We start from the raw sequence: 25,865 nt of genomic DNA, 5'->3' as shown, positions 1-25,865 counted from the left end.
CGGTAGGCCGAGGTGACGAGCCATCCGGCGTCGACGAGGACGGGGTCAGGACCGGACGCGGCGACCTCGACGAGGGCGTCGGCCGGGAGGTCGGTGGCGGGCGGGGCGGTCACGACGACCTGCACCTCCACGCTCGCCTGACGGGTCACGAGGTCGGTCAGCGCCCTGGCCCGCGCTCGGTCGAGCGTGGCGCAGGTACCGTCGGCGACGTGGCGCCGCGCCAGCTCGTCGACGGCCGCCCAGGCGGTGCACGCCTCCTCGGAGGGGAAGGTGCCGAGCCAGGTGTCGACGCCCGGCTCGTCGACCCAGCGCCGAAGGGACGACTCCGCCCGGGCCCGGACGGCCCGCTGCCGGACCAGGTCCGGCGAGATGCGGGCCAGCACCCGACGGACCCTGCGCCGCAGGCGGGTCGCGTCCTCCCGCCTGAACCACGGGGCGAGGGTGTCGACGACCGTGCGAGCGACGTCGGCCGACACCTCCTCGAGCTCGCGGGCCACGACCTGCGCGCGGTAGGCGTCCAGCCGACCGGCGGACATCGCGGTGTGCAGACCGCCGAGGCCGGTGCTCGTGCCGCTGCCCTCCGGGCCGTCGGCGGCCCGGCGCACGGCGTCGCGCACCCGGGCCTCGGCCAGCGACGGGGAGATGCGGAGGACCAACGGCTCGATGGCCGCGAGACGGACGAGCACCTCGTCCTGCCGGGCCGCCACGACGTCGGCGAGCGAGCGTAGGGCGCCCAGCGCCTCCGCCCACTCGGCGCTCGAGCCGGAAGACTCCACGAGGGAGCAAGGCGGTCCAGCGCCTCGCGTGCGTCGCGCACGGCGGCGAGGACGTCCTGCGGCGCTGCGGTGGCGGTCATCGGGTCCCCCTCCCCTCGTACCCGCGACCTTACCGTCGGCCACCGACATCCCCCTGCTCATCCACAGCCCCATCTGGCTGTGGCACAACCTCTTTGGCCCCACCAGCCACGTGCAGACCATCAAGCCGGCGTCGCGTCACAGCCCGGGGCCAGCGCGGTGGGGCTAGCCTGCGGGCATGCGTCTGGGACTGGCCGGCGGGTACGCCGGGATGGGTATGGGTGAGGACCTCCTCGAGCTCGTGCAGGAGGCCGACCGGCTCGACTACGCCTCCGTGTGGGTGGCCGAGGCCTACGGGTCCGACAGCCCGACGGTGCTCGCGTGGCTCGCGGCGCAGACCGAGCGGATCGGCCTCGGCGCCGGCGTCATGCAGATCCCGGCGCGCACCCCGGCCATGACGGCGATGACGGCGGCCACCCTCGACACCCTCTCGGGCGGGCGCTTCCTCCTCGGCCTCGGCGTCTCGGGCCCGCAGGTGAGTGAGGGGTGGCACGGCGTGCGCTTCGCCGACCCGCTCGGCCGCACCCGTGAGTACGTCTCGATCGTCCGGTCCGCGCTGCGCCGCGAGGCGGTCAGCCACGACGGCGAGCACTTCACGCTGCCCCTGCCCGACGGCGCCGGCAAGGCGCTGCGCCTGACCATCCACCCGCCGCGCCAGGACCTGCCGGTCTACCTCGCGGCCGTCGGCCCGCGGAACCTGCGGCTCGCGGGCGAGGTCGCGGACGGCTGGCTCGCGGTCTTCCTCTCGCCGGAGCACTCCGCCGACCAGTTCGCGTCGGTCCGCGAGGGCCGCGAGAAGGCCGGCCGGGGGACGCCCGAGGACCCGATGGCGGGCTTCGACACCGTCGCGTCCGTCCCGGTCGTCGTCACCGACGACCTCGAGGCCGCCCGCGCCGCCGTCGCCCCGTACACCGCCCTCTACATCGGGGGGATGGGCAGCCGCGAGCAGAACTTCTACAACCGGCTGGCTCGCCGGATGGGGTTCGACGACGCCGCCGACACCATCCAGGACCTCTACCTCGCCGGGCGCCCGCGCGACGCCGCCGACGCCGTCCCGATGGAGCTCGCCGACGCGACCGCGCTTCTCGGGCCGCCCGAGCGCATCGCCGAGCGGGTGGGCCGCTACGCCGACGCGGGGGTCACGACGCTGTCCGTGGCGCCGTACGCCCGCACGACCGAGGAGCGGCTGGCCGTCCTGCGGCTCATGGCCGAGGCCGTCCGCTGACCTCGCGCTCACCTCGCTGAGGGCCACCCGTCGTGGCGTTTGGGTGATGCGGGGGCGCGCCCCCTAGTCTCGACGCGTGCCCGTCGAGCTCTCCTACTTCCAGGCCGTCGTCCTCGGCGTCGTCGAGGGACTCACCGAGTTCCTCCCGATCTCGTCGACCGGACACCTCACCATCGCCGAGCACCTGCTGGGGCTCCCCGTCGACGCCAACGCGGTGACGGCGTACACGGCGATCATCCAGATCGGCGCCATCGCGGCGACCTTCCTGTACTTCGCGCGGAAGATCGCGCGGCTGTTCATGGCCTGGGTGAACGGGTTGCGCGACACCGGTGCCCGCGAGGACCGCGACTACCGCCTGGCGTGGGTGGTCATCGTCGGGTCGATCCCGGTCGGGCTCGTCGGCTTCCTGCTCAAGGACGTCATCTCCGGCCCGCTGCGCAGCCTCTGGGTCGTCGCCGCCGCCCTCGTCCTGTGGAGCGCGGTCATCTGGTGGGCGGAGGCGCGCCACGACGCGCTCGAGGCCGCCGGGACCCAGCGCGACGAGACGCAGCTGACACTCAAGGACGGCCTGGTCATCGGCCTCGTCCAGTGCTTCAGCCTCATCCCCGGCGTCTCGCGCTCGGGCGCGACCATCTCCGCCGGCCTGGCCCGCGGCATCAACCGGGTCACGGCCACCGAGCTGTCGTTCTTCATGGCCATCCCGGCTCTCACCGCCGCGGGCCTGTTCGAGCTCGTCGACGCGTGGCACGACCTCAAGGTCCTCGGCGCCGGCCAGATGCTCGTCGGCATCGTCGTCGCGTTCGTCACCGCGTACGCCTCGATCGCCTGGCTGCTCAAGTTCGTCGCGAGCAACTCGCTGCGCCCCTTCGTCTGGTACCGCATCGCCCTCGGCCTGGTCCTCGCGGCCGCCCTGGCCGCCGGGCTCATCACCGCGACCTGACCCGCCCGCCGGCACGCGCCGCCAGCGGGATGACGCGGAAGTCGGCGCGTGGCGGGGATGTAGCCGCACCACGAACCGGTTTCCCCGCCATCACTGGGATGACGCGGAAGCCAGCGGCCCTCGGACGAGCCCAGTCAGAGCCGGCCGGCGCGCTTGAGGAGCCGGTGGAGCGTGATGCAGCCGACCGCGTGAGCGGATGACCGTCACACGTGTCGGCGTCCGCCGAGGAGGTCGTCAGGTTGCTTTCCCGACTCGACATCGCATCGGTCGATCGCTCGTCGTGCACGCAGCGGCGTGCGGAGCGCCACAGTTCCGCGTCGTGACCGGGATGACGCGGAAGATGGTCCCTGACGGGGATACAACCCCGTCATGGACCAGTTTCCCCGCCATCACGGTGATGGCGCGGAAGCTCGCGGGTCCCGGACGCGTCCGGTCAGAGCCAGCCGGCGCGCTTGAAGAGCCGGTAGAGCGTCGTGCAGCCGAGCGCCATGACGGCGAGCACGACGAAGTAGCCGTAGTGCCAGCGCAGCTCGGGCATGTTGTCGAAGTTCATCCCGTAGATGCCGGCGATCATCGTCGGCAGCGCGGCCATCGCGACCCACGCCGAGATGCGGCGCATGTCGTCGTTCTGCTGCACGGACACCTGCGCGAGGTGCGCCGAGAGGATGCCCGACAGCAGGTCGTCGTAGGACTCGACGTGGTCGAGCACCGACTGCAGGTGGTCCGAGACGTCGCGCAGCTGCAGCCGCAGCTCGCCCTCGGGGACAGGGCTGCGCGGTGAGTGGTGGAGCATCCGCAGCGGCTCGGCCAGGGGCAGGACCGCCCGGCGGAACTCGAGCACCTCGCGCTTGAGGCGGTAGATGGCCGCCGTGTCGGTGCGGGCGTCGGAGAAGACGGCCGTCTCGATCTCGTCGAGGTCGGTCTGCACCTCGGCGTCGATCTCGACGTAGCCGTCGACGACCCGGTCGAGGACGCCGTGCAGGACCGCGAGCGGGCCGCCGCGCAGCAGCTCGGGGTCGGCCTCGAGGTGGGCGCGGATGCCCGTGAGCGGGGTCAGCTCGCCCCGTCGGACCGTGACGACGAAGTGGTCGCCGACGAAGACCATCACCTCGCCGGTCTCGATGTCGGAGGTGCGGTCGATGTAGCGCAGCGGCTTGAGGACGACGAAGACCGTGTCGTCGAAGAGCTCGACCTTGGCCCGCTGGCGCCCCTTGACCGCGTCCTCGACGGCGAGCGGGTGCAGCTGGAGCTCGACGTTGACCTCGTCGAACTCCTCCTGCGTCGGGTCCTTGAGCCCGATCCAGAGGAAGGCGGTCGGGTCGCCCGAGGCCCGCAGGCCGTCGAGCTCCTCGGACAGGTCCCCGCAGGCACGGCGGTGCCCGTCCTCGTAGATGGCGCGGTCGACGATCACGGAGGCCATTGTGGGTGACGGGTGGGCCGCACCCGTCGCACGACGCCTACAGTTCACTCTCGTGGCGATCGTCCTCCTCCTGCGGCACGGGCACTCGACGGCGAACGCCGAGGGGGTGCTCGCCGGCTGGACCGAGGGCGTGGGCCTCACCGACACCGGTCGCGGGCAGGCCGCCCGTGTTGCCGAACGGCTGGCACCGCTCACCGTCGTGCGCGCCGTCAGCAGCCCGCTCCAGCGCTGCCGCGAGACCGTCGCCATCGCGGTGCCGGACCTCGAGGTCGCCACCGACGGGCGCCTGGGGGAGTGCCACTACGGCTCGTGGACGGGCCGGAAGCTCGCCGACGCGGCGAAGGACCCGCTCTGGCGCACCATCCAGGACGACCCCGCCGCCGCGACCTTCCCGCCGTCCGCGGACCACTCCGGCGAGTCCCTCGGCCAGATGGCCGAGCGGGTCGTTGGGGCCGTGCGGGCCCTGGACGCCGAGGTCGAGGCCGCCCACGGCCAGGCCGCGGTCTGGCTCGCCGTCAGCCACGGCGACCCCATCAAGGCCGTCCTCGCCGAGGCGGTCGGCGCCGGCATCGGCGGGCTGCAGCGCGTGCGGGTCGACCCGGGCTCGGTCAGCGCCGTCCACGTGACGCCCAGCCGGATGGTCCTGCTGGCCAGCAACACGCACGGCGGCGACCTCGCGGGGCTCGTCGCGGTGCCCACCCAGCACGCCGCCGGCGACTCGACGGTGGGCGGGGGAGCGGGCTGACCGGTCGGACGGGTTCGCGCCCCCGGTGTTGATCGGGCGTCCCTCCGGCGCATAGTGTGCGGGAGTTGTTGCAAACTGTTCGCAACAGCCGCCCCCCAGAGCCGGAGGTCACCATGCACGTCCCCGACGGGTTCCTCGACGCACCGACCTCCGTCGCCACCGGCGTCGTGGCCGCGGGCGTCGTCGGGGCCTCCCTCGTGCGGGCCTCGCGGCGCGAGCTCGACGAGCGCACCGCCCCCCTCGCCGGCCTCGTCGCCGTCTTCGTCTTCGCCGCCCAGATGGTCAACTTCCCGGTCGGCGCCGGCACCTCCGGGCACCTGCTCGGGGCCGCCCTGGCCGCCGTCCTCGTCGGACCGGCCACGGCGACCCTCTGCCTGACCGTCGTCCTCGCGGTCCAGGCCTTCCTCTTCGCCGACGGCGGGGTCACCGCGCTCGGCACGAACGTCATCCTCATGGGCGTCGTCGGCGTCTGGGTCGGCTACGCGGTCGCACGCGGCCTGCTGGGCCTGCTGCCCAAGCGCCTCGCGAGCATCCCCGTGGCGGCAGCCGTCGGGGCGTTCGTCAGCGTCCCCGCCGCCGCGCTCGCGTTCTCCGGCCTCTACGCAATCGGGGGAGCGGCGCCCATCCCGCTCGGCACCCTCGTCGGGACGATGGTCGGCTGGCACCTCCTCATCGGGCTCGGCGAGGCCGCCATCACCTTCCTCGCCGTCACGAGCATCGTCGCCGCCCGGCCGGACCTCGTCCACGTCGCCCGCGGGCGGATGCCCGCCCTCGAGCTGCGCACCCCGGAGGTCGTCGCGTGAGCACCGCCACCGACACCCCGCGCGTCAGCACCCGGCGCCTCGTCGTCGTCGGGCTCGCGGTCTGCCTGGTCATCGCCGGCGTCGTGTCGTTCTACGCCTCCAGCCACCCCGACGGCCTCGAGCACGTCGCCGCCACCCTCGGCTTCGAGGGCGTGGCCCGCGACTCCGCCGCGGCCGGCTCCCCGCTCGCCGACTACGGCGTCCAGGGCGTCGACGACGCCCGCCTCTCCGGCGGCCTCGCCGGCGTCATCGGGGCCGTCGTCACCGGGCTCGTGATGTTCGGCCTCGTCATGGTCGTGCGGCGCCGCGGCCGCCGCACGCGCGACTGAGGTGGGGTCCGGCCCCGGCCGGCACCTGCACGTCGAGGGCGGCTCGCTCCTCCACCGGCTGCCCGCCCACGTCAAGCTCGTCGGCCTGGTCCTGTTCGTCCTCGCCGTCGTCGCGGTGCCGTCCGAGCAGCACCTTGCGCTCGGTCTCCTGCTGGCCCTCGGCGTCGTGCTCGTCCTCACGACCCGCGTCCCCGCCCGCCACGTCCTGCCGCGCCTGGCCGTCGAGACCCCCTTCGCGGTCTTCGCCGTCGTCCTGCCGTTCGTCGCCGTCGGGCCGCAGGTCGCGCTCGGGCCGGTCACCGTGTCGCAGACCGGTCTCACCGCCGCGGTCGCGCTCCTGCTCAAGGGCACGACGGGTGTCCTCGCCGCCGTGACCTTCGCGGTCACGACGCCCCCGCGCGACCTCGTCCGGGCCCTGCAGCACCTGCGGGTGCCCGACCCCCTCGTCCTCATCGCGTCCTTCATGGTCCGCTACGTCGACGTCGTCGCCGACCAGCTGCAGCGGATGAAGGTCGCCCGCCTCTCGCGCGGCTTCTCGGCCCGCTCCGTGCGTTCGTGGCCGGCGCTGGCCGCCGGCACCGGCGCCCTCTTCATCCGCAGCTACGAGCGCGGCGAGCGGGTGCACCTCGCGATGGTCAGCCGCGGCTGGAACGGCTCGATGCCCGTCACCGCCCCCCTGACCGCCACGCCGGGCGCCTGGGCCGCGGGGCTCGCCCCGGCGGCGGTGGCGCTCGTCGTCGCCGTCTCGACGAGGATGGCCGGATGACCACTCCCGTCCTCGACCTCCAGGGCGTCGCCTACGCCTACCCGGGCGGCCACCAGGCCCTCTTCGGCGTCGACCTGCACGTGCACCCCGGGGAGCGCGTCGCGCTGCTCGGGCCGAACGGCGCCGGCAAGACGACGCTCGTCCTGCACCTCAACGGGGTCCTGCTGCCCGGGCACGGCACCGTCACCGTGTCGGGCCTGCCGGTCACCGAGGAGCACCTGCTCGAGGTCCGCCGGCGCGTCGGCATCGTCTTCCAGGACCCCGACGACCAGCTCTTCATGCCGACCGTCCGGGACGACGTCGCCTTCGGGCCGGCCAACCTCGGCCTGCGCGGGGCCGAGCTCGAGGCCCGCGTCACCGAGGCGCTCACGGCCGTCGGCGTGGCCGACCTCGCCGACCGGGCGCCGCACCACCTGAGCTTCGGCCAGCGTCGGCGCGTGGCCATCGCGACCGTCCTCGCGATGCGCCCCGAGATCCTCGTCCTCGACGAGCCGTCATCCAACCTCGACCCGGCCTCGCGCCGTGAGCTCGCCGACATCCTGCGCGGCCTCGACGTGACCATCCTCATGGTGACCCACGACCTGCCCTACGCCGTCGAGCTCTGCGCCCGCTCGGTCATCCTCTCGGAGGGCACGATCGTCGCCGACGGGCCGACCGTCGACCTGCTCCGTGACGAGGCGCTCATGGCCCGCCACCGCCTGGAGCTGCCGGTGGGGTTCTCGATCTAGGGTGGGTGCCATGCCTGCCACCGTCTTCGACCCGCCGGAGCGCTTCGTCGCCGGCACCGTGGGCCCCCCGGGCGGCCGCACCTTCTTCCTCCAGGCCCGCGGCGGAGGTCGCGTCGTCTCGGTCTCGCTCGAGAAGGTGCAGGTGACCGCGCTCGCCGACCGGGTCAACGACCTGCTCGACGCGCACGCCGAGGGCGCCGCCACCGAGCCGCTCGGCGACGGCGACACCGACCCGCTCGAGGCGCCGATCGAGGACGAGTTCCGGGTCGACACCCTCGCCCTCGCGTGGGACACCGAGCGCCGCGTGCTGGTCATCGAGTGCCACGACGCCGACCCCGAGGAGACCGAGGAGGACGCGCTCGAGACCCTGCGCGTCGTCCTCGACCCCGTCGCCGCCCGGGCCTTCGCCCGACGCTGCGGCAAGGTGCTGTCCGCCGGCCGCCCGGCGTGTCCCTTCTGCGGCCAGCCGCTCGACCCCACCGGCCACATCTGCCCCCGTGCCAACGGGTACCGGCGCTGACCTCGAGGGGCTGCTGACCCACGGCGAGCTGACGCCGGTGGGTCGCATCCAGGGCTCCTCGAACGGCGCGCTCCTCTGCTTCGTCGGCGACCCCGCCGACGAGGTGCTGGCCATCCACAAGCCGGAGGCGACCGAGCGCCGCCTCTGGGACTACCCGGACGGCACCCTCGTCGCCCGGGAGCGCGCGGCGTGGCTGGTCAGCGAGGCCGGCGGCTTCGACGTCGTGCCTCCGACCGTGCTGCGCGACGGCCCGCGCGGCCCCGGGTCGGTCCAGCTGTGGGTCGGCCCCGTCGGCGACGAGGACGTGCCCCCGCTCGTCGACGTCGTCGCCCCGGACGAGGTGCCCGACGGGTGGCTCGTCGTCCTCGAGGGCGAGTCCCCGCTGGGCGAGCCCGTGGTCGTCGCCCACTGCGGCGAGCCCGCCCTGCGGACCGTCGCCGTCCTCGACGCCGCGCTCAACAACTCCGACCGCAAGGGCAGCCACGTGATGCGCGACGGCGCCCTCGTGCGCGGCTGCGACCACGGCGTCAGCCTCGGCGTCGAGCCCAAGCTGCGGACCGTGCTGTGGGGGTGGGCCGGTGAGCCGGTCCCGGACGCCGACCTCGCCCGGCTCGAGCGGCTGGCGGGGGCGCTCGGCGCCGACCTGCCCGACGCGCTGGAGCCCCTGCTGACCCCGGCGGAGGTCGACGCGCTGACCCACCGGGTCGCGATGCTCCTGCGCCGACGGCGCCATCCGCTGCCCGCCGCGGGCTGGCCCGCCATCCCGTGGCCGGCCCTGTGAGGGCGCCCCGTACGCTGGGCCGGTGAAGTCGTGGCCCACCCCGTTCGTCCCTGAGGTCCCCGGTCTCGGAGAGCCGCTCCGGCTCCACGACACCAGCCGTGGCGCCGTCGTCCCCGTCGGCGCCGGCGACGTCGCCCGCATCTACGTCTGCGGCATCACGCCGTACGACGCGACCCACCTCGGGCACGCGGCGACGTACGTGACCTTCGACCTCGTCCAGCGCGCGCTGCGCGACGCGGGGCACCGCGTCGAGTACGTCCAGAACGTCACCGACGTCGACGACCCGCTGCTCGAGCGGGCGGCGCGCGACGGGCGTGACTGGCGCGAGCTCGCGACCTCCGAGATCGACCTCTTCCGCGAGGACATGACGGCGCTGTCGGTCATCCCGCCGGACGCCTACCGCGGTGTCGTCGAGTCGATGGACGAGATCGTCGCGGCCGTGCGCCGGCTGCTGGAGTCCGGGGCGGCCTACCGCCTCCCGGTGCCGGCGGGCGAGGGCAGCGGCGACGACGTCTACCTGGACCTCGCGCGGACCCCCGACTTCGGCGACGTCTCGGGCTGGACCCGCGAGCAGATGCTGGCCGTCTTCGCGGAGCGCGGCGGCGACCCCGACCGCGAGGGCAAGCGCGACGCCCTCGACCCCCTCCTGTGGCGCGGCGCGCGCGCCGGTGAGCCGTCGTGGGACGACGACCTCCTCGGCAGCGGCCGCCCCGGCTGGCACATCGAGTGCACCGCGATCTCGCTCGAGCACCTCGGCCACCCGATCGACATCCAGGGTGGCGGCAGCGACCTCGTCTTCCCGCACCACGAGATGAGCGCCGTCCAGGCCGACGCCCTGACCGGCGACGACGTCTTCGCCCGCCTCTACGTCCACCAGGGGATGGTCGGCTACGAGGGCGAGAAGATGAGCAAGTCCAAGGGCAACCTCGTGCTCGTCTCGAAGCTGCGCGCCGATGGCGTCGACCCGATGGCCATCCGGCTCGTGCTGCTCGCCCAGCACTACCGCACCGACTGGGAGTACACCGACTCCCTTCTCGCGCAGGCGCAGACGCGACTGGACCGCTGGCGCAGCGCGCTGTCGACCAACGGGGGCGCCGACCCGACCGCGACCATCGCGGCCGTGCGCGCCGCCGTCGCCGACGACCTCGCGACGCCGCGGGCCCTCGCGGCCGTCGACGCGTGGTGCGAGCAGACCCTGGCCGGCGCGTCCGGCGAGGACCCCGCGGCGCCCGGGCTGCTGGCCCGCACGCTCGACGCGGTGCTCGGCATCCGCCTCTGACGAGGGATCAGGCGGGTCCGGAGGCTCCGGGCTCGTCGGTGCCGCGGCGGCGCAGGTAGCGCTCGAACTCCTTGGCGATGGCGTCGCCGCTCGCCTCGGGCAGCTCGGCGGTGTCCTGGGCCTCCTCGAGGCTCTCGACGTACTCGGCGACCTCGCTGTCGGACTCGGCGAGCTCGTTGATGCCCCGCTCCCAGGCGCGGGCGTCGTCCTCGAGCTCGTCGTGCTCGATGGGGGCGTCGAAGAGCTCCTCGAGCCGGCCGACGAGGGCCAGCGTCGCCTTCGGGCTGGGGGAGTGGCCCGCGTAGTGCGGCACCGCGGCCCAGCACGACACCGACGGGATGCCGACCTGGGTCGCCGCGTCCGAGACGACCCCGAGGATGCCGGTCGGGCCCTCGTAGCCGCTGACCTCGAGGCCGTGGCGGTGGCGGGTGTCCTCGTTGTCGGAGGTGGCGTTGACCGGGATGGGCCGGGTGTGCGCGACGTCGGCCATCAGGGCGCCGAGCGTGACGACCATCGAGACGTCCGCGGCCTCGGCGAGCTCCATCAGCTCGACGGCGAAGGCCCGCCAACGGAAGGACGGCTCGACGCCCTGGACGAGGATGACGTCGCGGCCGAGCGATGTGCCCCGCGCGACGAGGATCCGCGTCGTGCGCCAGCTGATCCGCCGCTTGCCGCCCTCGACGACGACCCGCGGGCGGTTGACCTGGAAGTCGTAGTAGTCCTCCGGGTCCAGGGCCGCCACGACCTCGGCGTCCCAGACCTCCGCGAGGTGCTCGAGGACCGAGCTGGCGGCCTCCCCGGCGTCGTTCCAGCCCTCGAACGCGGCGATCATCACGGGGTCGTGCAGATCGCCGATGTCGTCGAGCTCGATCACGGGGGTGTCCTCCTCAGGCGGGTCAGGCCTCCACCCTACGGCTCGATAGGCTCGTGGCTCATGAGCCTCCCCGCAGCAGTCCTCTGGGACATGGACGGCACCCTCGTCGACACCGAGCCGTACTGGATCGCCGCCGAGCACGCGATCGTCGAGGAGCACGGCGGCACGTGGAACGACGAGTTCGCGCACCAGCTCGTCGGCAACGACCTCATGGTGTCGGCCGAGTTCATCCGGGCCAACTCGCCGATCGAGTGGGAGCCCGAGCGGATCGTCGACGAGCTCCTCGCCCGCGTCGTCACCCAGGTGCGCGAGCACGTGCCGTGGCGCCCCGGGGCCCGCGAGCTGCTCGCCGGCCTCGGCGACGCCGGTGTCCCCAGCGCGCTCGTGACGATGTCGTGGCGCGTGCTGGCCGACGCCGTGGTCGCCGCCCTCCCGGAAGGCTCGTTCACGGCGGTCGTCACCGGCGACGAGGTGTCGCACGGCAAGCCGCACCCCGAGCCCTACGAGGCGGCGGCGCGGATGCTCGGCGTCGACCCGGCCCGGTGCGTCGCCATCGAGGACAGCCCGACCGGCGTCCGCTCGGCCGTGGCCGCCGGGGTGCCGACGCTGGCCGTGCCGCACGTCGTCCCCGTGCCGGAGGTCGAGGGCGCGGTGCAGGTGCAGGGCCTGGCCGGGATGACCCCGCAGGGCCTCGCCGACGCGGTCGCCTCACTCGTCGTCGGGTGAGGCCTCGCCCGAGCGGGCGGGATCGAGGGCGATGAGCCCGGCGCCCTCGGGCAGCGGTGGCGGCGTGCCGCCGAACTCGGGGCAGTACTCGCGGAAGTCGCACCAGTCGCACAGCCGCGAGGTGCGCGGCCGCCAGTCACCGGTCTGCGCCGCGCGCACCACGGCGTCCCAGATCGCCCGCACGTTGCGCTCGATGGCCAGGAGGTCGCGCTCGTCCGGGACGTAGCGGACGACCTCGCCGTTGCCGAGGTAGACGAGCTGGAGCATCTTCGGCACCTCGCCGTGGATGCGCCACAGCACGAGGGCGTAGAACTTCATCTGGAAGAGGGCCTTGGCCTCGAAGAGCTCGCCGGGGGAGCGGCCGGTCTTGTAGTCGACGACCCGCATCGCGCCGTCGGGGGCGACGTCGAGGCGGTCGACGTAGCCGCGCAGCGTGAGGCCCTCGATCTCGGTCTCGACGTAGAGCTCGCGGGCGGCGGGCTCCAGCCGGGTCGGGTCCTCGAGGTCGAACCACTGCTCGACGAGCGTGCGGGCGCCGGCGAACCAGGCGTCCTCGGTCAGCTGCTCGTCGTCCTCGATCATCGTCGCGAGCTCGGGGCGCTCCTCCACCAGTGCGCGCCAGCGCGGCTCGAGCAGCGCGGTGGCCGCGGCCGGGGTGCGCTCGGCCGCCGGCAGCTCGAAGAGGTGCTCGAGGACGGCGTGGACGAGGGTGCCACGGGCGGCGGCGAGGGACGGCGGACCCTCGAGCTTGTCGATCGTGCGGAAGCGGAACAGCAGCGGGCACTGCTTGAAGTCCGCGGCGCGGCTCGGCGAGAGGGCTGGGGTCATGGCGACCACGGTAGGCGCCGGCCCCGACACCGCCGAACCGCCACCCCGGCGGCCGCGCCGCGGGTCATCCAGAGCAGGCAACACGCAGGCTCGAGCCGCCTCGGCTCTGCGTGTCGCCTCCTCTCGACGAGCGCCGGCGGGCCGAGAGCGTGATCCGCCGAACCGCCACCCCGGGGTCAGTCGTCCGGGGTGTAGCCGAGGTTCGGGCCGAGCCAGCGCTCGGCGGTGCGGAGGTCCCAGCCCTTGCGGGCCGCGTAGTCCTCGACCTGGTCGCGCCCGAGCCGGCCGACGACGAAGTACTGGCTCTCGGGGTGGGCGAAGTACCAGCCCGAGACCGACGCACCCGGCCACATCGCCATCGACTCGGTGAGCCTGACGCCCGTGCGCTCCTCGCCCCCGAGGAGGGCCATGAGCGTCTCCTTCTCGGTGTGGTCCGGGCAGGCCGGGTAGCCCGGCGCCGGCCGGATGCCGCGGTACTTCTCGGCGACGAGCGCCGCGTTGTCGAGCCGCTCGTCGGCCGCGTACCCCCACAGGTCCGTGCGGACCCGCTGGTGCAGCCGCTCGGCGAAGGCCTCGGCGAGCCGGTCGGCGAGGGCCTCGAGCATGATCGCCGAGTAGTCGTCGAGGTCGTCCTTGAAGGCCTGCAGCCGGTCCTCGAGGCCGAGGCCCGCGGTGACCGAGAAGGCGCCGACGTGGTCGCGCAGGCCGGTCTCCTTCGGGGCGACGAAGTCCGAGAGGCACTTGTTGGCCACGCCCTCGCGGTGCCGGCCCTGCTGGCGCAGCCCGTGGAGGGTCGTCAGGACGCTCGTGCGGTCCTCGTCGGCGTACAGCTCGAGGTCGTCGCCGACGGAGCTCGCCGGGAAGATGCCGACGACGCCCCGCGGGTGCAGCCAGCGCTCCCGCTCGATGCGGTCGAGCATCCGCTGCGCGTCGTCGAAGAGCTTGCGCGCGACCTCGGACGTCGTCGGGTTGTTGAGGACGTCCGGGTAGCGGCCGCGGACCTCCCAGGCGAGGAAGAACGGCGTCCAGTCGATGTACTCGCGCAGGTCGGCGACCGGGTAGTCCTCCCAGACGCGCGTGAACTGGTGCGCGGCCCGGCGCCAGCGGCTGTCCTTGGGGGCCGACCAGCGGTCGCCCTCCTGCTGGGCCAGCAGGTGCGGACGCATCGGGCGGTACGAGGACCAGTCCAGCGCAGGCGCGTTCGCGCGGGCCGCAGCCAGGTCGGTGAGCGGCCGCTCGCCCGACTTCGCCGCGTGCCGGCGCCGCAGCTCGGCGTACTCCTGCGCGATGCCCTCGACGAACGGGCCGCGCTGGGTGTCGGAGAGCAGCTGGCTGACGACGGGCACCGACCGGCTGGCGTCCTTGACCCAGACGACCGGGCCGGAGTAGCGCTCGTCGACCTTGACGGCCGTGTGCGCCTTCGAGGTCGTCGCGCCACCGAGCATCAGCGGCAGGTCGAGCCCCTGGCGCTGCATCTCGCCGGCCACCTGGACCATCTCGTCGAGGCTCGGGGTGATGAGCCCGGACAGCCCGATGACGTCGGCCTTCTCCTCGCGCGCGGTGTCGATGATCTTCTGCAGCGGCACCATGACGCCGAGGTCGACGACGTCGTAGTTGTTGCACTGGAGGACGACCCCGACGATGTTCTTGCCGATGTCGTGGACGTCGCCCTTGACCGTCGCCATGACGACCTTGCCCTTGCTGCGCCGGCGGGCGGCCTCGTCCTTCTCGGCCTCGATGTAGGGGACGAGGTGCGCGACGGCCTTCTTCATGACGCGGGCGGACTTGACCACCTGCGGGAGGAACATCTTGCCGGCGCCGAAGAGGTCGCCGACGACGTTCATCCCGTCCATGAGCGGCCCCTCGATGACCTCGAGCGGGCGGCCCCCGGCCTCGGCGATCTCGAGCCGCAGCGCCTCGGTGTCGTCGACGACGTGGTCGTCGACGCCCTTGACGAGGGCGTGCGTGATCCGTTCGCGCAGCGGCAGCTCGCGCCACTCCTCGGCGGCGGCCTCGGCCACCTGCCCGTCGGAGCGGAACTCCTCGGCGAGGGCGAGCAGCCGCTCGGTGGCCTCCTGCGGGTCCTCGCGACGGTTGAGCACGACGTCCTCGATGGCGTCGCGCAGCCGCGCGTCGAGCGTGTCGTAGGGCACGAGCGCCCCGGCGTTGACGATGCCCATGTCCATCCCCGCGCGGATCGCGTGGTAGAGGAACACGGCGTGGATCGCCTCGCGGACGGCGTTGTTGCCGCGGAAGCTGAACGACACGTTCGAGACGCCGCCGGAGACGAGCGCGTGCGGCAGGTTCTCGGAGATCCAGCGGGTGGCCTCGATGAAGTCGGTGCCGTAGGCCGCGTGCTCCTCGATGCCGGTCGCGACCGCGAAGACGTTGGGGTCGAAGATGATGTCCTCGGCCGGGAAGCCGACCTCCTCGGTCAGCAGCCGGTAGGCGCGCCCGCAGATCTCCTTCCGGCGCTCGAGGCTGTCGGCCTGCCCGTCCTCGTCGAAGGCCATGACGACGACCGCGGCCCCGTGCTTGCGCGCGAGCCGGGCGTGCGCGAGGAAGGGCTCGACGCCCTCCTTCATCGAGATCGAGTTGATGATCGCCTTGCCCTGCGTGACCTTGAGGCCGGCCTCGATGACCTCCCACTTGCTCGAGTCGACCATGACCGGGACGCGGCAGATGTCGGGCTCGGACGCGATGAGCTTGAGGAAGCGGTCCATCGCCGCGACGCCGTCGATCATCCCCTCGTCCATGTTGACGTCGATGACCTGCGCGCCCGACTCGACCTGCTGGCGGGCCACCGACAGCGCGGTCGGGTAGTCCTCCTCGCGGATCAGCCGGCGGAAGCGTGCCGACCCGGTGATGTTCGTGCGCTCGCCGACGTTGACGAAGAGGCTCTCGTCGGTGACGACGAGCGGTTCCAGGCCCGAGAGCCGCAGGGCGGGCGCGACCTCGGCCGGCTCGCGCGGGGTGCCACCGGCCGCGGCCGCCGCGATGGCGGCGATGTGGCCCGGCGTCGTGCCGCAGCAGCCGCCGACGATGTTGACCAGCCCGGCGCTCGCGAACTCGCCGACGACCTCGGCCATCGCCTCGGGGCCCTCGTCGTACTCGCCGAAGGCGTTGGGCAGGCCCGCGTTCGGGTGGGCGGAGACGAAGCAGTCGGCGATGCGCGACAGCTCGGCGACGTAGGGGCGCAGCTCGCCCGCGCCGAGCGCGCAGTTGAGGCCGATCGCGAGCGGGCGGGCGTGGCGCACCGAGTACCAGAAGGCCTCGGTCACCTGGCCCGACAGCGTCCGCCCCGAGGCGTCGGTGATGGTGCCGGAGATCATGACCGGCCAGCGGCGGCCGTGCTCCTCGAAGAGGGTCTCGAGGGCGAAGATCGCCGCCTTGGCGTTGAGGGTGTCGAAGATCGTCTCGACGAGCAGCACGTCCGAGCCGCCGTCGACGAGGCCGCGGGCCTGCTCGAGGTAGGCCTCCGCGAGCTCGTCGAAGCTCGTGTTGCGGGCGCCGGGGTCGTTGACGTCCGGCGAGATGGACGCCGTGCGGTTGGTCGGGCCGAGGGTGCCGAGCACCCAGCGCGGGCGCCCGGTGCGTGCCTCGACGGCGTCGCACGCGGCGCGGGCCAGCGAGGCGGCCGCCACGTTCATCTCGTAGGCGAGCTCCGACATCCCGTAGTCGGCGAGCGAGATGCGCTGTGCGTTGAAGGTGTTGGTCTCGACGAGGTCGGCGCCCGCCTCGAGGTAGGCCTCGTGGATCTCGCGGATGGCGTCCGGCTGCGTCAGCGACAGCAGGTCGTTGTTGCCCTTGAGGTCGCTCGGGTGGTCGGCGAACCGCGTTCCGCGGTAGTCGGACTCGGAGAGCTGCCGGCCCTGGATCATCGTCCCCATCGCGCCGTCGAGGACGAGGACCCGCTCACGGAGCGCGCTGGTCAGGACGTCGGTGGCATCGGGTCGGTGCTGGTCGCTCACGGGGCTGCTCGGGGTCCTCTCGGGACGTCGTCGGGGAGGGCATCAGTATGCCGTCCGGCTCGCGTAGGGTCGTCGGCATGTCCACCTCGCCCCCGGCCCCGGCGGGTTCCGTGCGGCTCGGCCGGGTCGCGACCGTCCCGGTCTACCTCGACCGCACCTGGCTCATCCTCGCCGTCGTCGTGGCCTTCCAGGGCTACCGGGCGGGCTCGGTCAACGGGCCGACCTACGGCGTCGCCTACGCGGCCTGGCTCGTCCTGGCCATCCTCGTCGCCGTCCTCGGCCACGAGGTCGGGCACGCGCTGTCGGCTCGCCGCCTCGGCTTCCACGTCCACCAGGTTGTCGCCACCGTCTGGGGCGGGCACACCTCCTACGACGCCACCGGGGCCACCCCCGGGCGCACCGCCGTCGTCGCGCTCGCGGGGCCGCTCGTCAACGCCGTCCTGGCCGCCGTCGGTCTCGGCATCGGGTGGACCCAGGACGGCGACGTCGGCCAGTTCGCGTGGTCCTTCGGCTTCCTCAACGCGCTCCTCGCGGTGTTCAACCTCCTGCCGGGGCTGCCGCTCGACGGCGGCGCGGCGCTGCAGTCGCTCGTCTGGGCGGTCACCGGCCGCCGCGACCTCGGGCTGAGCGTCGCGGGCTGGGTCGGGCGGCTCGTCGCGCTCGGCATCGTGGTCTGGTTCCTCGTCCTGCCCCTGGTGCAGGGCCTCTCGCCCGACGTCTTCGACCTCGTCATCGGCCTGGTCATGGCCTGGGTGCTGTGGAGCGGTGCGACGGCCGGCCTGCGCCGTGCCGCCGTCGAGCGGCTCCTCGACACCGTCCGCGTCGGCGACGCCGCCGAGCCGGTCGTCGTCCTGCCGCCCGAGACGCCCCTCGCCGTCGCCCGCGAGCACCCCGCGCTCGTCGTCGTCCCGGACGAGACGGGTCGCCCGACGCTCGTCCTGCGCACGGTGCCCCTCGACGTGCCCCCCACCACCGCCATCGGCGCGCTCGTCCAGCGCGTCCCGGACGGCAATCTCGTCGAGGCCGAGCCCGGCGACGAGCTCGGCCGGGCGCTGCGGGCGATGGCCACCTCGGGCGTCGACGTCGTCGTCCTCACCCGCGCCGGCGCCCCCTGGGGGCTGCTCGGCCCGGCGGGGATCGACGCCGCTGCCGGGCGCGTCCGCCGCCGCACCTAGACTCCCCGCCATGAGTGCCACCGGAGCCGAGCACCGCCGCGGCCCCTTCGCCGAGGGCGACCGCGTCCAGCTGACCGACCCCAGGGGTCGGCTGCACACGATCACCCTCGCGCCCGGGAAGCAGTTCCACACCCACCGCGGCCACCTGAGCCACGACGACCTCATCGGGGCCCCCGACGGCTCGACCGTCACCAACACCTCGGGCGTCCAGTACCTCGCGCTGCGTCCGCTGCTCGCGGACTGGGTCATGTCGATGCCGCGCGGCGCCGCCGTCGTCTACCCCAAGGACGCCGGCCAGATCGTCATGATGGCCGACATCTTCCCCGGCGCCACGGTCGTCGAGGCCGGCGTCGGCTCCGGCGCCCTCTCGATGTCGCTGCTGCGCGCGGTGGGGGAGCACGGCCGGGTCCACTCCTTCGAGCGGCGCGAGGACTTCGCGGCCATCGCGCAGGGCAACGCCCGGGAGTTCTTCGGCGGCGACCACCCCGCGTGGACGGTGACCGTCGGCGACCTCGTCGAGTCGCTGCCCGAGGCCGTCGAGCCCGGCACCGTCGACCGCGTCGTCCTCGACATGCTCGCGCCGTGGGAGTGCCTCGACGCCGTCTCCGAGGCGCTCGCGCCCGGCGGCGTCCTCATCTGCTACGTCGCCACCGCGACCCAGCTCTCGAAGGTCGCCGAGGCCATGCGCGACCACGGCACGTACACCGAGCCCCAGGCGTGGGAGTCGCTCGTGCGCGGCTGGCACCTCGAGGGCCTGGCCGTCCGCCCGCAGCACCGGATGCACGGGCACACCGGCTTCCTCGTCACGACCCGGCGCCTCGCGCCGGGCACGACCCCGCCGCTGCGCAAGCGCCGCCCGGGCAAGGGCTACGTCACCGGCGAGGACGCCACCGAGGCCGACTGGACCCCCGAGAACGTGGGGGAGCGCGTGCCCTCGGACAAGAAGGTTCGCAAGGTGCGACGTTCGGTGGCCGGAACCTCCGACTCACCCTGATCCGGCGGGGTTAGGCTCGGGTATGAGCACCGACGAGCCCCGTGACCCCGAGGACACGACCGAGCGCCTGGAGGCCGAGCGCGCGTCCCTCGAGGCCGAGCTCGCCGCGATGCGCCGCTCGGGCGAGGCCAGCCCGGCGCAGCTCCGCTCGCTCGAGCGCGACCTCGCGAAGGTGCGCTCCCAGGCGGCCACGCTCTCGGCGCAGAACGAGCGGCTCGTCAGGACGCTGCGCGACGCCCGCGAGCAGATCGTCACGCTCAAGTCCGAGGTCGACCGCCTCGCGCAGCCGCCCGCGGCCTACGGCACGGTCATCGAGCGCTTCGAGGACGGCACCGCGGACATCCTCACGAGCGGCCGCAAGATGCACGTCGCGGTCAGCCCCTCGATCGACGCCGCCGACCTGCGTCCCGGCCGCGAGGTCATGCTCAACGAGGCGATGAACGTCGTCGCCGCCCACGGCTTCGAGACGGTCGGCGAGGTCGTCCTGTGCAAGGAGCTCCTCGAGGACGGTCGGGTGCTCGTCGTCGCGCAGGCCGACGAGGAGCGGGTCTGCCGGATGGCCGCCTCCCTCGACGACGTCAAGGTCCGCGCCGGCGACGCGCTGCTCCTCGAGCCGCGCTCCGGCTTCGTCTACGAGCGCATCCCCAAGGCCGAGGTCGCCGACCTCGTCCTCGAGGAGGTCCCGGACATCGGCTACCGCGACATCGGCGGTCTCGGCCGGCAGATCGAGGCCATCCGCGACGCCGTCGAGCTGCCCTACCTGCACGCCGACCTCTACACCGAGCACCAGCTCAAGCCGCCGAAGGGCGTCCTGCTCTACGGCCCGCCCGGCTGCGGCAAGACGATGATCGCCAAGGCGGTCGCGGCGAGCCTGGCCCGCAAGGTCGCCGAGAAGGAGGGCCGCGAGCCCGGCAAGTCCTTCTTCCTCAACATCAAGGGGCCCGAGCTGCTCAACAAGTACGTCGGCGAGACCGAGCGGCACATCCGCCTGATCTTCCAGCGGGCGCGCGAGAAGTCGAACGAGGGCTTCCCCGTCGTCGTCTTCTTCGACGAGATGGAGTCGCTCTTCCGCACCCGCGGCTCGGGCGTCTCCTCCGACGTCGAGACGACGATCGTCCCGCAGCTGCTGGCCGAGATCGACGGCGTCGAGGGCCTCGAGCACGTCATCGTCATCGGCGCCTCGAACCGCGAGGACATGATCGACCCGGCGATCCTGCGCCCCGGCCGCCTCGACGTGAAGATCAAGATCGAGCGCCCCGACGCCGAGGCGGCGCGCGACATCTTCGCCAAGTACCTGACCGTCGGACTGCCGCTGCACGCCGACGACGTCGAGCAGAACGGCGGGTCCGACGAGGCCACCGTCGCCGCGATGATCGACGCGGTCGTCCTGCGGATGTACTCCGAGGAGGAGGAGAACCGCTTCCTCGAGGTCACCTACGCCGGCGGCGACAAGGAGGTCCTCTACTTCAAGGACTTCAACTCCGGCGCGATGATCCAGAACATCGTCGACCGGGCGAAGAAGATGGCCATCAAGGACCTCCTCGACACCGGCCAGCGCGGCCTGCGCGTCGACCACCTCCTGCAGTCGTGCACCGACGAGTTCCGCGAGAACGAGGACCTGCCGAACACGACGAACCCGGACGACTGGGCGCGCATCTCCGGCAAGAAGGGCGAGCGGATCGTCTACATCCGCAAGCTCATCAAGACCAAGGAGGGCACCGAGCCCGGCAAGTCGATCAGCACGGTGGCCAACACCGGCCAGTACCTCTGACCGCGGGCCCGGCGCCCGGTCTCAGGCCTCGAGGGCCTGCCAGGTGTCGGAGCCGACGATGCCGTCGACGACGAGGCTGCGCGAGGACTGGAAGCTCCGCACCGCCGAGTCCGTCCCCGAGCCGAAGACACCGTCGACCGACGCGCCGAGCCCCTTGGCGGACAGGCACGTCTGCACCGCACGCACGGCGTCCCCGGACGAGCCGGACTGGACGGTGACGACGAGGGCCGTCCACGTGTTCGTCCCGACGATGCCGTCGGCGGTGAGGCCGCGCGAGGACTGGAAGGCGCGCACCGCCGAGTCCGTGCCGGAGCCGAACACGCCGTCGACGGACACCGACTGCCCGCGGGCGCGCAGGAGGTACTGCGCCGTCGTCACCCGGAACCCGCTGCTGCCGCTGAGGACGGTCGTCCACGCGATCGGCTCGGGGTCCGGGGTGCCGCCGCCCCCGCCGAGGGACGCGGCCAGGGTCGCCAGGCGCGAGTCGCCCGGCGGCACGTTGATCTCGAAGTGCATCTCGTCCTTGCGGCCCGAGTAGTCACCGCCCCAGCGGACGACGCCGTTGCACCGGGTGAGGATGGCGCGGATCGCCGACACCTGCGCGGAGGTGAAGGTCCCGGACGCGCCGAGCGGGTGGTCGGGGGCGTTGACGTCGATGGCGGTGCCGCTCGAGTGGTTGGACAGCGACGTGCTCCCGGAGATCTCGCGGTAGTTGTGCCCCCAGCAGCCGGGGGAGTAGAGCGCCTCGACGGTCGAGTTCACCTGCTGCGCGACGTACCGCAGGACGGTGTAGACGTCGCCGGTCCGCACCCCCGCGGGGAAGGTGGCCGCGCCGACCGCCAGCGAGGCGAGCGGCACCTGGCTCGAGGTCCCGGCGGGCCAGCCGTTCTGAGAGGTCGCGGCGAACGCGCCCTCGGCCGTGGCGGCGACGGCGCCACCGGCGACGAGGATCCCTCCGGCTCCGCGCAGCAGGGCGCGTCGGCCGAGGGGACGGGGTCGGGTGGGGGTGGTCGGGTCGTGCTGCTCGCACATCGCGGGGTCCTCCGGCGGGTCGTGGGGGTGGGCACGGACCCGCTCGACGCTACGAAAGGCGGCGCGACGCGGCCACCGGGGGCACCCGCCGGCGCCCCTCGGACACCCTCATGGCATCACGAAACCGCAGGTCAGACCACCCGGGTAAAGGTTCCGCCAGCGTTCGGCAGGTACCGGTCAAGCCGGGCCGCGGAGGTCAGGAGGGCAGCAGCCGGGCGAGCAGGCGCCAGCCGACGAGGAGGACCGTCAGCACCGTCGTCGCGACGACGACGAACGACACCGCGACCCCCTGGGCGGCCACGGCCCGCAGCGCCATCCCGACGACGACCGTCGCCACCACGACGACCGCCCCGAACGCGACGCTGCGCGGCCCGGAGTCGAGCACGACGCTCGCGAGCAGCCACCCGGCGGCCGTGCCGACGAGGAAGGGCAGCGCCGTGCGCGCGATGCCCGCGAGGTCGAGGCCCTCGGCGTGCGAGCGCCGGCCGACGGCGGCGAAGACGAGCACGAGGAGGACGTCGAGCAGCGCCGGGACGAGGCGGCTCATCCGCGGACCTTGTCGAAGAGCGAGCGCTGGCGCGGGGGCGCGTGCATGGGGTCGACGCCGTCGAAGAGGCTGGAGACCGACTCGCCCTCGTGGATGCGCTTGATGGCCTCGGCGAAGAGGCCGGCGACCGACCGGACGCGCAGCGCCGGCCAGTCCTTCGGCGCCGGCACGGTGTCGGTCGTCACGACCTCGCGGATCATCGGGTGCGCGGACAGGCGCTCGACGGCCCGGCCGGCGAACAGCCCGTGGGTGCAGGCGACGGAGGCCTCGGTGACCCCGCGCTCGGCGAGGCGGTCCATCAGCTCGACGATGCTGCCGCCGGTGGCGATCTCGTCGTCGAGGACGATGGCCCGCTTGCCGACGACGTCGCCGACGATCGAGTCGATGACGACACGGTCGTCGCCGAGGCGCTTCTTGGAGCCGGCGGCGACCGGCAGGCCGAGCAGCCGGGCGAACTGCGTGGCGTCCTTGGCGTTGCCGAGGTCGGGGGAGACGACGACGGTGTCGGTGAGGTCCTGGTCGACGAAGTGGTTGGCCAGCTCTCCGAGCGCGGTCAGGTGGTCGACCGGCACCGAGAAGAACCCGTGCACCTGCGGCGCGTGGAGGTTCATCGTGATGACCCGGTCGACGCCCGCGGTCGCGATGAGGTCGGCGACGAGCCGCCCGCCGAGCGAGATGCGCGAGGCGTCCTTCTTGTCCGAGCGGGCGTAGGCGAAGTGCGGGATGACGGCGGTGACCATCGCCGCCGAGGCCCCACGCGCCGCGTCCACCATGAGCAGCAGCTCCATGAGGGAGTCCTGCGTCGGCGGCACGAGCGGCTGGACGATGTAGACGTCGCGCTGGCGGCAGTTGGCCAGCAGCTGGGCCTGGAGGCAGTCGTTGCTGAAGCGGGCCGTCACCGACTCGGACAGGGGCACACCGAGACCGTCGCAGATGCGGTGCGCGAGGTCGCGGTGCGCCGAACCGGAGAAGACGACGATCTCGCGCATGGACGTCAGGCTATCGGCCGGGCGAGCGCCCGGGACAGCTCGGTGACGAGCTCGACGCGGTGCATCCGCCCGACCCGCGTCGCTCCGGGGAACGAGGCGAAGCCGTGGGGGACCCCGAGGTAGTTCGTGAGCCGCACCGGCACCCCGGCCTCCTCGAGGGCGGTGGCGTAGCGCGAGCCGTCGTCGCGGATGGGGTCGCGGTCGGCGGTCTGGACCAGGGCCGGCGGCAGTCCGGCGAGGTCGCCCCACAGCGGCGAGACGAGCGGGTCGCGCGCGTCGGCGCCCGGCGGCAGGTAGTGGTCGCGGAAGGCGTCGACGGCGGCCCGGTCGAGGACGGGGGCGTCGGCGTTGGACACGAGCGAGGGCGAGGCCATCGTCAGGTCGGTCGCGGGGTAGAGCAGCGCCTGGTGGCGCAGGTTGGTCATCCCGTGGTCGCGCAGCACCTGCGCGACGACGGCGGCGAGGTTGCCGCCGGCCGAGTCGCCGGCGACGGCCATCCGCGAGGTGTCGGCCCGCAGGACGTCGCCGTTGGCGGCCACCCACGTCGTGGCGTCGACGCAGTCCAGCGCGGCGCGCGGGGCCCGGTGCTCGGGGGCCATCCGGTAGTCCACCGAGACGACGACGGCCCCCACCGCGCCGGCGATGAGCGTGCACAGCGAGTCGTAGTCGACGACGTTGCCCCACACCCAGCCGCCGCCGTGGAACCACATGACGACCGGGACGTCGTCCCGGGCGTCCGGCAGCGCGCGCGGCCGGTAGATGCGTAGCGGGATCTCGTGCTCGTCGCGCGCGGGGGCCGTCCCGAAGGTGATGCCCACCGCCGGGTCGACCGCCCCCAGGACGCGGTCGGCGAGCGCGCCACGGGGCCGCGGCGTGGACCGGGCGCGGTGGATGCCGGCGAGGTCCGCGGTGGCGATCTGGGACCGGCCGTGGTCGGCGACGAACGAGACGAGCGTCGTGAGCGGGGGCATCCCGCGGTAGTCGTGCACCGGCTCAGTATGGTCGGCACATGACCGTGCGCCGGGTGATGGGGATCGAGACCGAGTACGGCATCGTCGTCCCGGGGGACCCGCAGGCCAACCCGATGGTCGCCTCGGGCGACGTCGTGACCGCCTACGCGTCCTCGCGGGGCATCCGCCCGGCCCGGGCCAGCTGGGACTACGCCGACGAGGCGCCCCTGCGCGACGCCCGCGGGTTCGACATGGGGCGGGGCGCGGCGCACCCCAGCCAGCTGACCGACGTCGAGGACCCGACCCTCGCCAACGTCGTGCTGACCAACGGCGCGCGCCTCTACGTCGACCACGCCCACCCGGAGTACAGCTCGCCCGAGGTGACGACGCCGCGCGCGGCCGTCGCGTGGGACCGCGCGGGCGAGCTCGTGATGCGCGAGGCCGTCGAGCGGCTGGCCACCGTCCCGCCGGGCGTCAACCTCTACAAGAACAACACCGACGGCAAGGGCGCCTCCTACGGCACCCACGAGAACTACCTCATGTCGCGGTCCACGCCCTTCGCGTCCGTCGTCACCCACCTCACGCCGTTCTTCGTGGCGCGCCAGGTGATGTGCGGCAGCGGGCGGGTCGGCATCGGCGTCGACTCGCGCACCCCCGGCTACCAGATCGCCCAGCGCAGCGACTTCTTCGAGGTCGAGGTCGGCCTCGAGACCACGCTCAAGCGGCCGATCATCAACACGCGCGACGAGCCGCACGCCGTCGCCGACCGCTACCGCCGCCTCCACGTCATCATCGGCGACGCCAACCACGCCGACGTCGCCAACCTCCTCAAGATGGGGACGACCTCCCTCGTCCTCGCGATGATCGAGGCCGACGCCCTCGTGCCCGACCTCGGCGTGCGCCGCCCGGTCGCGACCCTCCACGAGGTCTCGCACGACCCGACCCTGCGCCAGCGCCTCGAGCTGCTCGACGGCCGGAGGATGACCGCGCTGGAGCTGCTGTGGGAGTACCACGACCGCGCCGCCGCGTTCGTCGCCGAGCGCTACGCCGGCGAGCCGGACCCCGACACCGTCGAGGTCATGCACTGGTGGGGCACCGTCCTCGACCGGCTGGGCCGCGACCCGATGGAGGCCCGCCGCGAGGTCGACTGGGTCGCCAAGCTCGCCGTGCTCGAGGGCTACCGGGGGCGCGACGGCCTCGGCTGGGGCGACCCGCGGCTCAAGGCCGTCGACCTCCAGTGGTCCGACGTGCGGGCCGAGCGCGGGCTCGCGCACCGGCTCGTGGCGAACGGCCGGCTCGAGGTGCTCGTCGACGACGCCGAGGTCGTCCGGGCGGTCACCGAGCCCCCGGCCGACACGCGGGCCTGGTTCCGCGGCACCTGCCTGCGGCGCTTCCCGGAGTCGGTCGTCGCCGCGTCCTGGGACTCGGTGATCTTCGACGTGCCGGGGCAGCGGATGCTCCAGCGGGTGCCCATGCTCGAGCCGCTGCGGGGCACCGAGGCCGGGGTCGGCGACATCGTGCGGTCCGCGCCGGACGTCGCCACGCTGCTGCGCTCCCTCGCCACCGCCGACGAGCGCGGTGACCGAGGCGCGGACGCCACCGCGCCCTGACGTCGGCG

At 73.6% G+C, this 25,865-nt stretch carries 23 protein-coding genes; 15 read left to right on the top strand and 8 right to left on the bottom strand.

What is annotated here, in order from left to right; translation table 11 throughout:
• The first annotated feature begins 1,032 nt into the window (after positions 1-1,032).
• Complete coding sequence (locus HL663_RS13160; RefSeq protein ID WP_173028802.1) at positions 1,033-2,079, top strand: LLM class F420-dependent oxidoreductase; 1,047 nt, start codon at positions 1,033-1,035, stop codon at positions 2,077-2,079.
• Positions 2,080-2,155: 76 nt separating this feature from the next.
• Positions 2,156-3,019 carry an undecaprenyl-diphosphate phosphatase gene (locus tag HL663_RS13155; protein WP_173028801.1) on the top strand — a complete coding sequence of 288 codons (864 nt, stop codon included), beginning with the start codon at positions 2,156-2,158 and terminating at the stop codon, positions 3,017-3,019.
• A gap of 433 nt (positions 3,020-3,452) precedes the next feature.
• Here HL663_RS13155 and corA read toward each other — a convergent pair whose 3' ends face one another.
• A complete protein-coding gene (gene corA / locus HL663_RS13150) occupies positions 3,453-4,430 on the bottom strand; it encodes a magnesium/cobalt transporter CorA (RefSeq protein ID WP_173028800.1) in 978 nt (325 codons plus the stop codon).
• Positions 4,431-4,491: 61 nt separating this feature from the next.
• Here corA and HL663_RS13145 point away from each other — a divergent pair, with 61 nt between their 5' ends.
• The 8 genes from HL663_RS13145 (at position 4,492) to mshC (ending at position 10,390) form a co-directional block, all read left to right on the top strand.
• Positions 4,492-5,184 (top strand): MSMEG_4193 family putative phosphomutase, encoded by a 693-nt coding sequence (locus HL663_RS13145; RefSeq protein ID WP_173028799.1) that lies wholly within the window; start codon positions 4,492-4,494, stop codon positions 5,182-5,184.
• A gap of 113 nt (positions 5,185-5,297) precedes the next feature.
• Positions 5,298-5,987: an energy-coupling factor ABC transporter permease gene (locus tag HL663_RS13140; protein ID WP_173028798.1), complete on the top strand. Its 690-nt coding sequence runs from the start codon at positions 5,298-5,300 to the stop codon at positions 5,985-5,987.
• Complete coding sequence (locus HL663_RS13135; protein ID WP_173028797.1) at positions 5,984-6,316, top strand: PDGLE domain-containing protein; 333 nt, start codon at positions 5,984-5,986, stop codon at positions 6,314-6,316. Before HL663_RS13140 ends, HL663_RS13135 begins: the two co-directional genes overlap by 4 nt.
• Before the next feature lies 1 nt (position 6,317).
• On the top strand, positions 6,318-7,082 hold the full coding sequence (gene cbiQ, locus HL663_RS13130) for a cobalt ECF transporter T component CbiQ (RefSeq protein WP_173028796.1): 765 nt from the start codon (positions 6,318-6,320) through the stop codon (positions 7,080-7,082).
• Complete coding sequence (locus tag HL663_RS13125) at positions 7,079-7,810, top strand: energy-coupling factor ABC transporter ATP-binding protein (RefSeq protein WP_173028795.1); 732 nt, start codon at positions 7,079-7,081, stop codon at positions 7,808-7,810. The genes cbiQ and HL663_RS13125 overlap by 4 nt, the downstream gene beginning before the upstream one ends.
• Before the next feature lie 10 nt (positions 7,811-7,820).
• Positions 7,821-8,330: a DUF3090 family protein gene (locus tag HL663_RS13120; protein ID WP_173028794.1), complete on the top strand. Its 510-nt coding sequence runs from the start codon at positions 7,821-7,823 to the stop codon at positions 8,328-8,330.
• Positions 8,308-9,111 carry an SCO1664 family protein gene (locus HL663_RS13115; protein WP_173028793.1) on the top strand — a complete coding sequence of 268 codons (804 nt, stop codon included), beginning with the start codon at positions 8,308-8,310 and terminating at the stop codon, positions 9,109-9,111. The genes HL663_RS13120 and HL663_RS13115 overlap by 23 nt, the downstream gene beginning before the upstream one ends.
• A gap of 22 nt (positions 9,112-9,133) precedes the next feature.
• Entirely contained in the window at positions 9,134-10,390 is a 1,257-nt protein-coding gene (gene mshC, locus HL663_RS13110; RefSeq protein ID WP_173028792.1) for a cysteine--1-D-myo-inosityl 2-amino-2-deoxy-alpha-D-glucopyranoside ligase, read from the top strand.
• Positions 10,391-10,397: 7 nt separating this feature from the next.
• Here mshC and HL663_RS13105 read toward each other — a convergent pair whose 3' ends face one another.
• A complete protein-coding gene (locus tag HL663_RS13105) occupies positions 10,398-11,264 on the bottom strand; it encodes a PAC2 family protein (protein ID WP_173028791.1) in 867 nt (288 codons plus the stop codon).
• Between the two features lie 60 nt (positions 11,265-11,324).
• Here HL663_RS13105 and HL663_RS13100 point away from each other — a divergent pair, with 60 nt between their 5' ends.
• The gene (locus HL663_RS13100) at positions 11,325-11,990 is read left to right on the top strand and encodes an HAD family hydrolase (RefSeq protein WP_173028790.1); all 666 of its coding nucleotides are present in this window, start codon (positions 11,325-11,327) and stop codon (positions 11,988-11,990) included.
• Here HL663_RS13100 and HL663_RS13095 read toward each other — a convergent pair.
• Together HL663_RS13095 and metH are read right to left on the bottom strand one after the other, a co-directional pair.
• A complete protein-coding gene (locus tag HL663_RS13095) occupies positions 11,973-12,818 on the bottom strand; it encodes a RecB family exonuclease (protein ID WP_173028789.1) in 846 nt (281 codons plus the stop codon). The two genes, HL663_RS13100 and HL663_RS13095, sit on opposite strands and share 18 nt — an antisense overlap.
• A 176-nt stretch (positions 12,819-12,994) precedes the next feature.
• Positions 12,995-16,789 carry a methionine synthase gene (gene metH, locus HL663_RS13090; RefSeq protein WP_173028788.1) on the bottom strand — a complete coding sequence of 1,265 codons (3,795 nt, stop codon included), beginning with the start codon at positions 16,787-16,789 and terminating at the stop codon, positions 12,995-12,997.
• Between the two features lie 77 nt (positions 16,790-16,866).
• Between metH and HL663_RS13085 the strand changes: the two genes are divergently transcribed.
• The 3 genes from HL663_RS13085 to arc are packed head-to-tail and all read left to right on the top strand — an operon-like array spanning position 16,867 to position 20,729.
• The gene (locus HL663_RS13085) at positions 16,867-17,964 is read left to right on the top strand and encodes a site-2 protease family protein (RefSeq protein ID WP_173028787.1); all 1,098 of its coding nucleotides are present in this window, start codon (positions 16,867-16,869) and stop codon (positions 17,962-17,964) included.
• Between the two features lie 10 nt (positions 17,965-17,974).
• Positions 17,975-18,958 carry a tRNA (adenine-N1)-methyltransferase gene (locus HL663_RS13080; protein ID WP_173028786.1) on the top strand — a complete coding sequence of 328 codons (984 nt, stop codon included), beginning with the start codon at positions 17,975-17,977 and terminating at the stop codon, positions 18,956-18,958.
• A gap of 22 nt (positions 18,959-18,980) precedes the next feature.
• Positions 18,981-20,729 carry a proteasome ATPase gene (gene arc, locus HL663_RS13075; protein WP_173028785.1) on the top strand — a complete coding sequence of 583 codons (1,749 nt, stop codon included), beginning with the start codon at positions 18,981-18,983 and terminating at the stop codon, positions 20,727-20,729.
• A 21-nt stretch (positions 20,730-20,750) separates the two neighbouring features.
• On the opposite strand, the gene HL663_RS13070 is transcribed toward arc, so the two are convergent.
• The 4 genes from HL663_RS13070 to HL663_RS13055 form a co-directional block, all read right to left on the bottom strand.
• The gene (locus HL663_RS13070) at positions 20,751-21,761 is read right to left on the bottom strand and encodes a peptidoglycan-binding protein (protein ID WP_173028784.1); all 1,011 of its coding nucleotides are present in this window, start codon (positions 21,759-21,761) and stop codon (positions 20,751-20,753) included.
• 196 nt (positions 21,762-21,957) lie between these two features.
• On the bottom strand, positions 21,958-22,308 hold the full coding sequence (locus HL663_RS13065; RefSeq protein WP_173028783.1) for a DUF3054 domain-containing protein: 351 nt from the start codon (positions 22,306-22,308) through the stop codon (positions 21,958-21,960).
• Positions 22,305-23,297: a ribose-phosphate diphosphokinase gene (locus HL663_RS13060; RefSeq protein ID WP_173028782.1), complete on the bottom strand. Its 993-nt coding sequence runs from the start codon at positions 23,295-23,297 to the stop codon at positions 22,305-22,307. The genes HL663_RS13065 and HL663_RS13060 overlap by 4 nt, the downstream gene beginning before the upstream one ends.
• Positions 23,298-23,302: 5 nt before the next feature.
• Positions 23,303-24,286, bottom strand: coding sequence for an alpha/beta hydrolase (locus HL663_RS13055; protein WP_286175618.1), 984 nt, complete (start codon positions 24,284-24,286; stop codon positions 23,303-23,305).
• 20 nt (positions 24,287-24,306) lie between these two features.
• Between HL663_RS13055 and dop the strand changes: the two genes are divergently transcribed.
• Positions 24,307-25,857: a depupylase/deamidase Dop gene (dop, locus tag HL663_RS13050; protein WP_286175617.1), complete on the top strand. Its 1,551-nt coding sequence runs from the start codon at positions 24,307-24,309 to the stop codon at positions 25,855-25,857.
• The last annotated feature ends 8 nt before the right edge of the window (positions 25,858-25,865 follow it).

Source organism: Arthrobacter sp. NEB 688 (assembly GCF_013201035.1).
Classification (GTDB): domain Bacteria; phylum Actinomycetota; class Actinomycetes; order Actinomycetales; family Dermatophilaceae; genus Phycicoccus.
Note: the sequence above shows the minus strand (reverse complement) of the source record. Positions and strands in the feature narration are given on the sequence as shown.

Excerpts from the sequence above, each read along its gene's own strand:
- HL663_RS13160 (WP_173028802.1), top strand. The coding sequence starts at position 1,033 with ATGCGTCTGGGACTGGCCGGCGGGTACGCCGGGATGGGTATGGGTGAG.
- HL663_RS13140 (WP_173028798.1), top strand. The coding sequence starts at position 5,298 with ATGCACGTCCCCGACGGGTTCCTCGACGCACCGACCTCCGTCGCCACC.
- HL663_RS13125 (WP_173028795.1), top strand. The coding sequence starts at position 7,079 with ATGACCACTCCCGTCCTCGACCTCCAGGGCGTCGCCTACGCCTACCCG.
- HL663_RS13120 (WP_173028794.1), top strand. The coding sequence starts at position 7,821 with ATGCCTGCCACCGTCTTCGACCCGCCGGAGCGCTTCGTCGCCGGCACC.
- HL663_RS13100 (WP_173028790.1), top strand. The coding sequence starts at position 11,325 with ATGAGCCTCCCCGCAGCAGTCCTCTGGGACATGGACGGCACCCTCGTC.
- HL663_RS13095 (WP_173028789.1), bottom strand. The coding sequence starts at position 12,818 with ATGACCCCAGCCCTCTCGCCGAGCCGCGCCGCGGACTTCAAGCAGTGC.
- HL663_RS13085 (WP_173028787.1), top strand. The coding sequence starts at position 16,867 with ATGTCCACCTCGCCCCCGGCCCCGGCGGGTTCCGTGCGGCTCGGCCGG.
- HL663_RS13080 (WP_173028786.1), top strand. The coding sequence starts at position 17,975 with ATGAGTGCCACCGGAGCCGAGCACCGCCGCGGCCCCTTCGCCGAGGGC.
- arc (WP_173028785.1), top strand. The coding sequence starts at position 18,981 with ATGAGCACCGACGAGCCCCGTGACCCCGAGGACACGACCGAGCGCCTG.
- HL663_RS13070 (WP_173028784.1), bottom strand. The coding sequence starts at position 21,761 with ATGTGCGAGCAGCACGACCCGACCACCCCCACCCGACCCCGTCCCCTC.
- HL663_RS13065 (WP_173028783.1), bottom strand. The coding sequence starts at position 22,308 with ATGAGCCGCCTCGTCCCGGCGCTGCTCGACGTCCTCCTCGTGCTCGTC.
- HL663_RS13060 (WP_173028782.1), bottom strand. The coding sequence starts at position 23,297 with ATGCGCGAGATCGTCGTCTTCTCCGGTTCGGCGCACCGCGACCTCGCG.
- dop (WP_286175617.1), top strand. The coding sequence starts at position 24,307 with ATGACCGTGCGCCGGGTGATGGGGATCGAGACCGAGTACGGCATCGTC.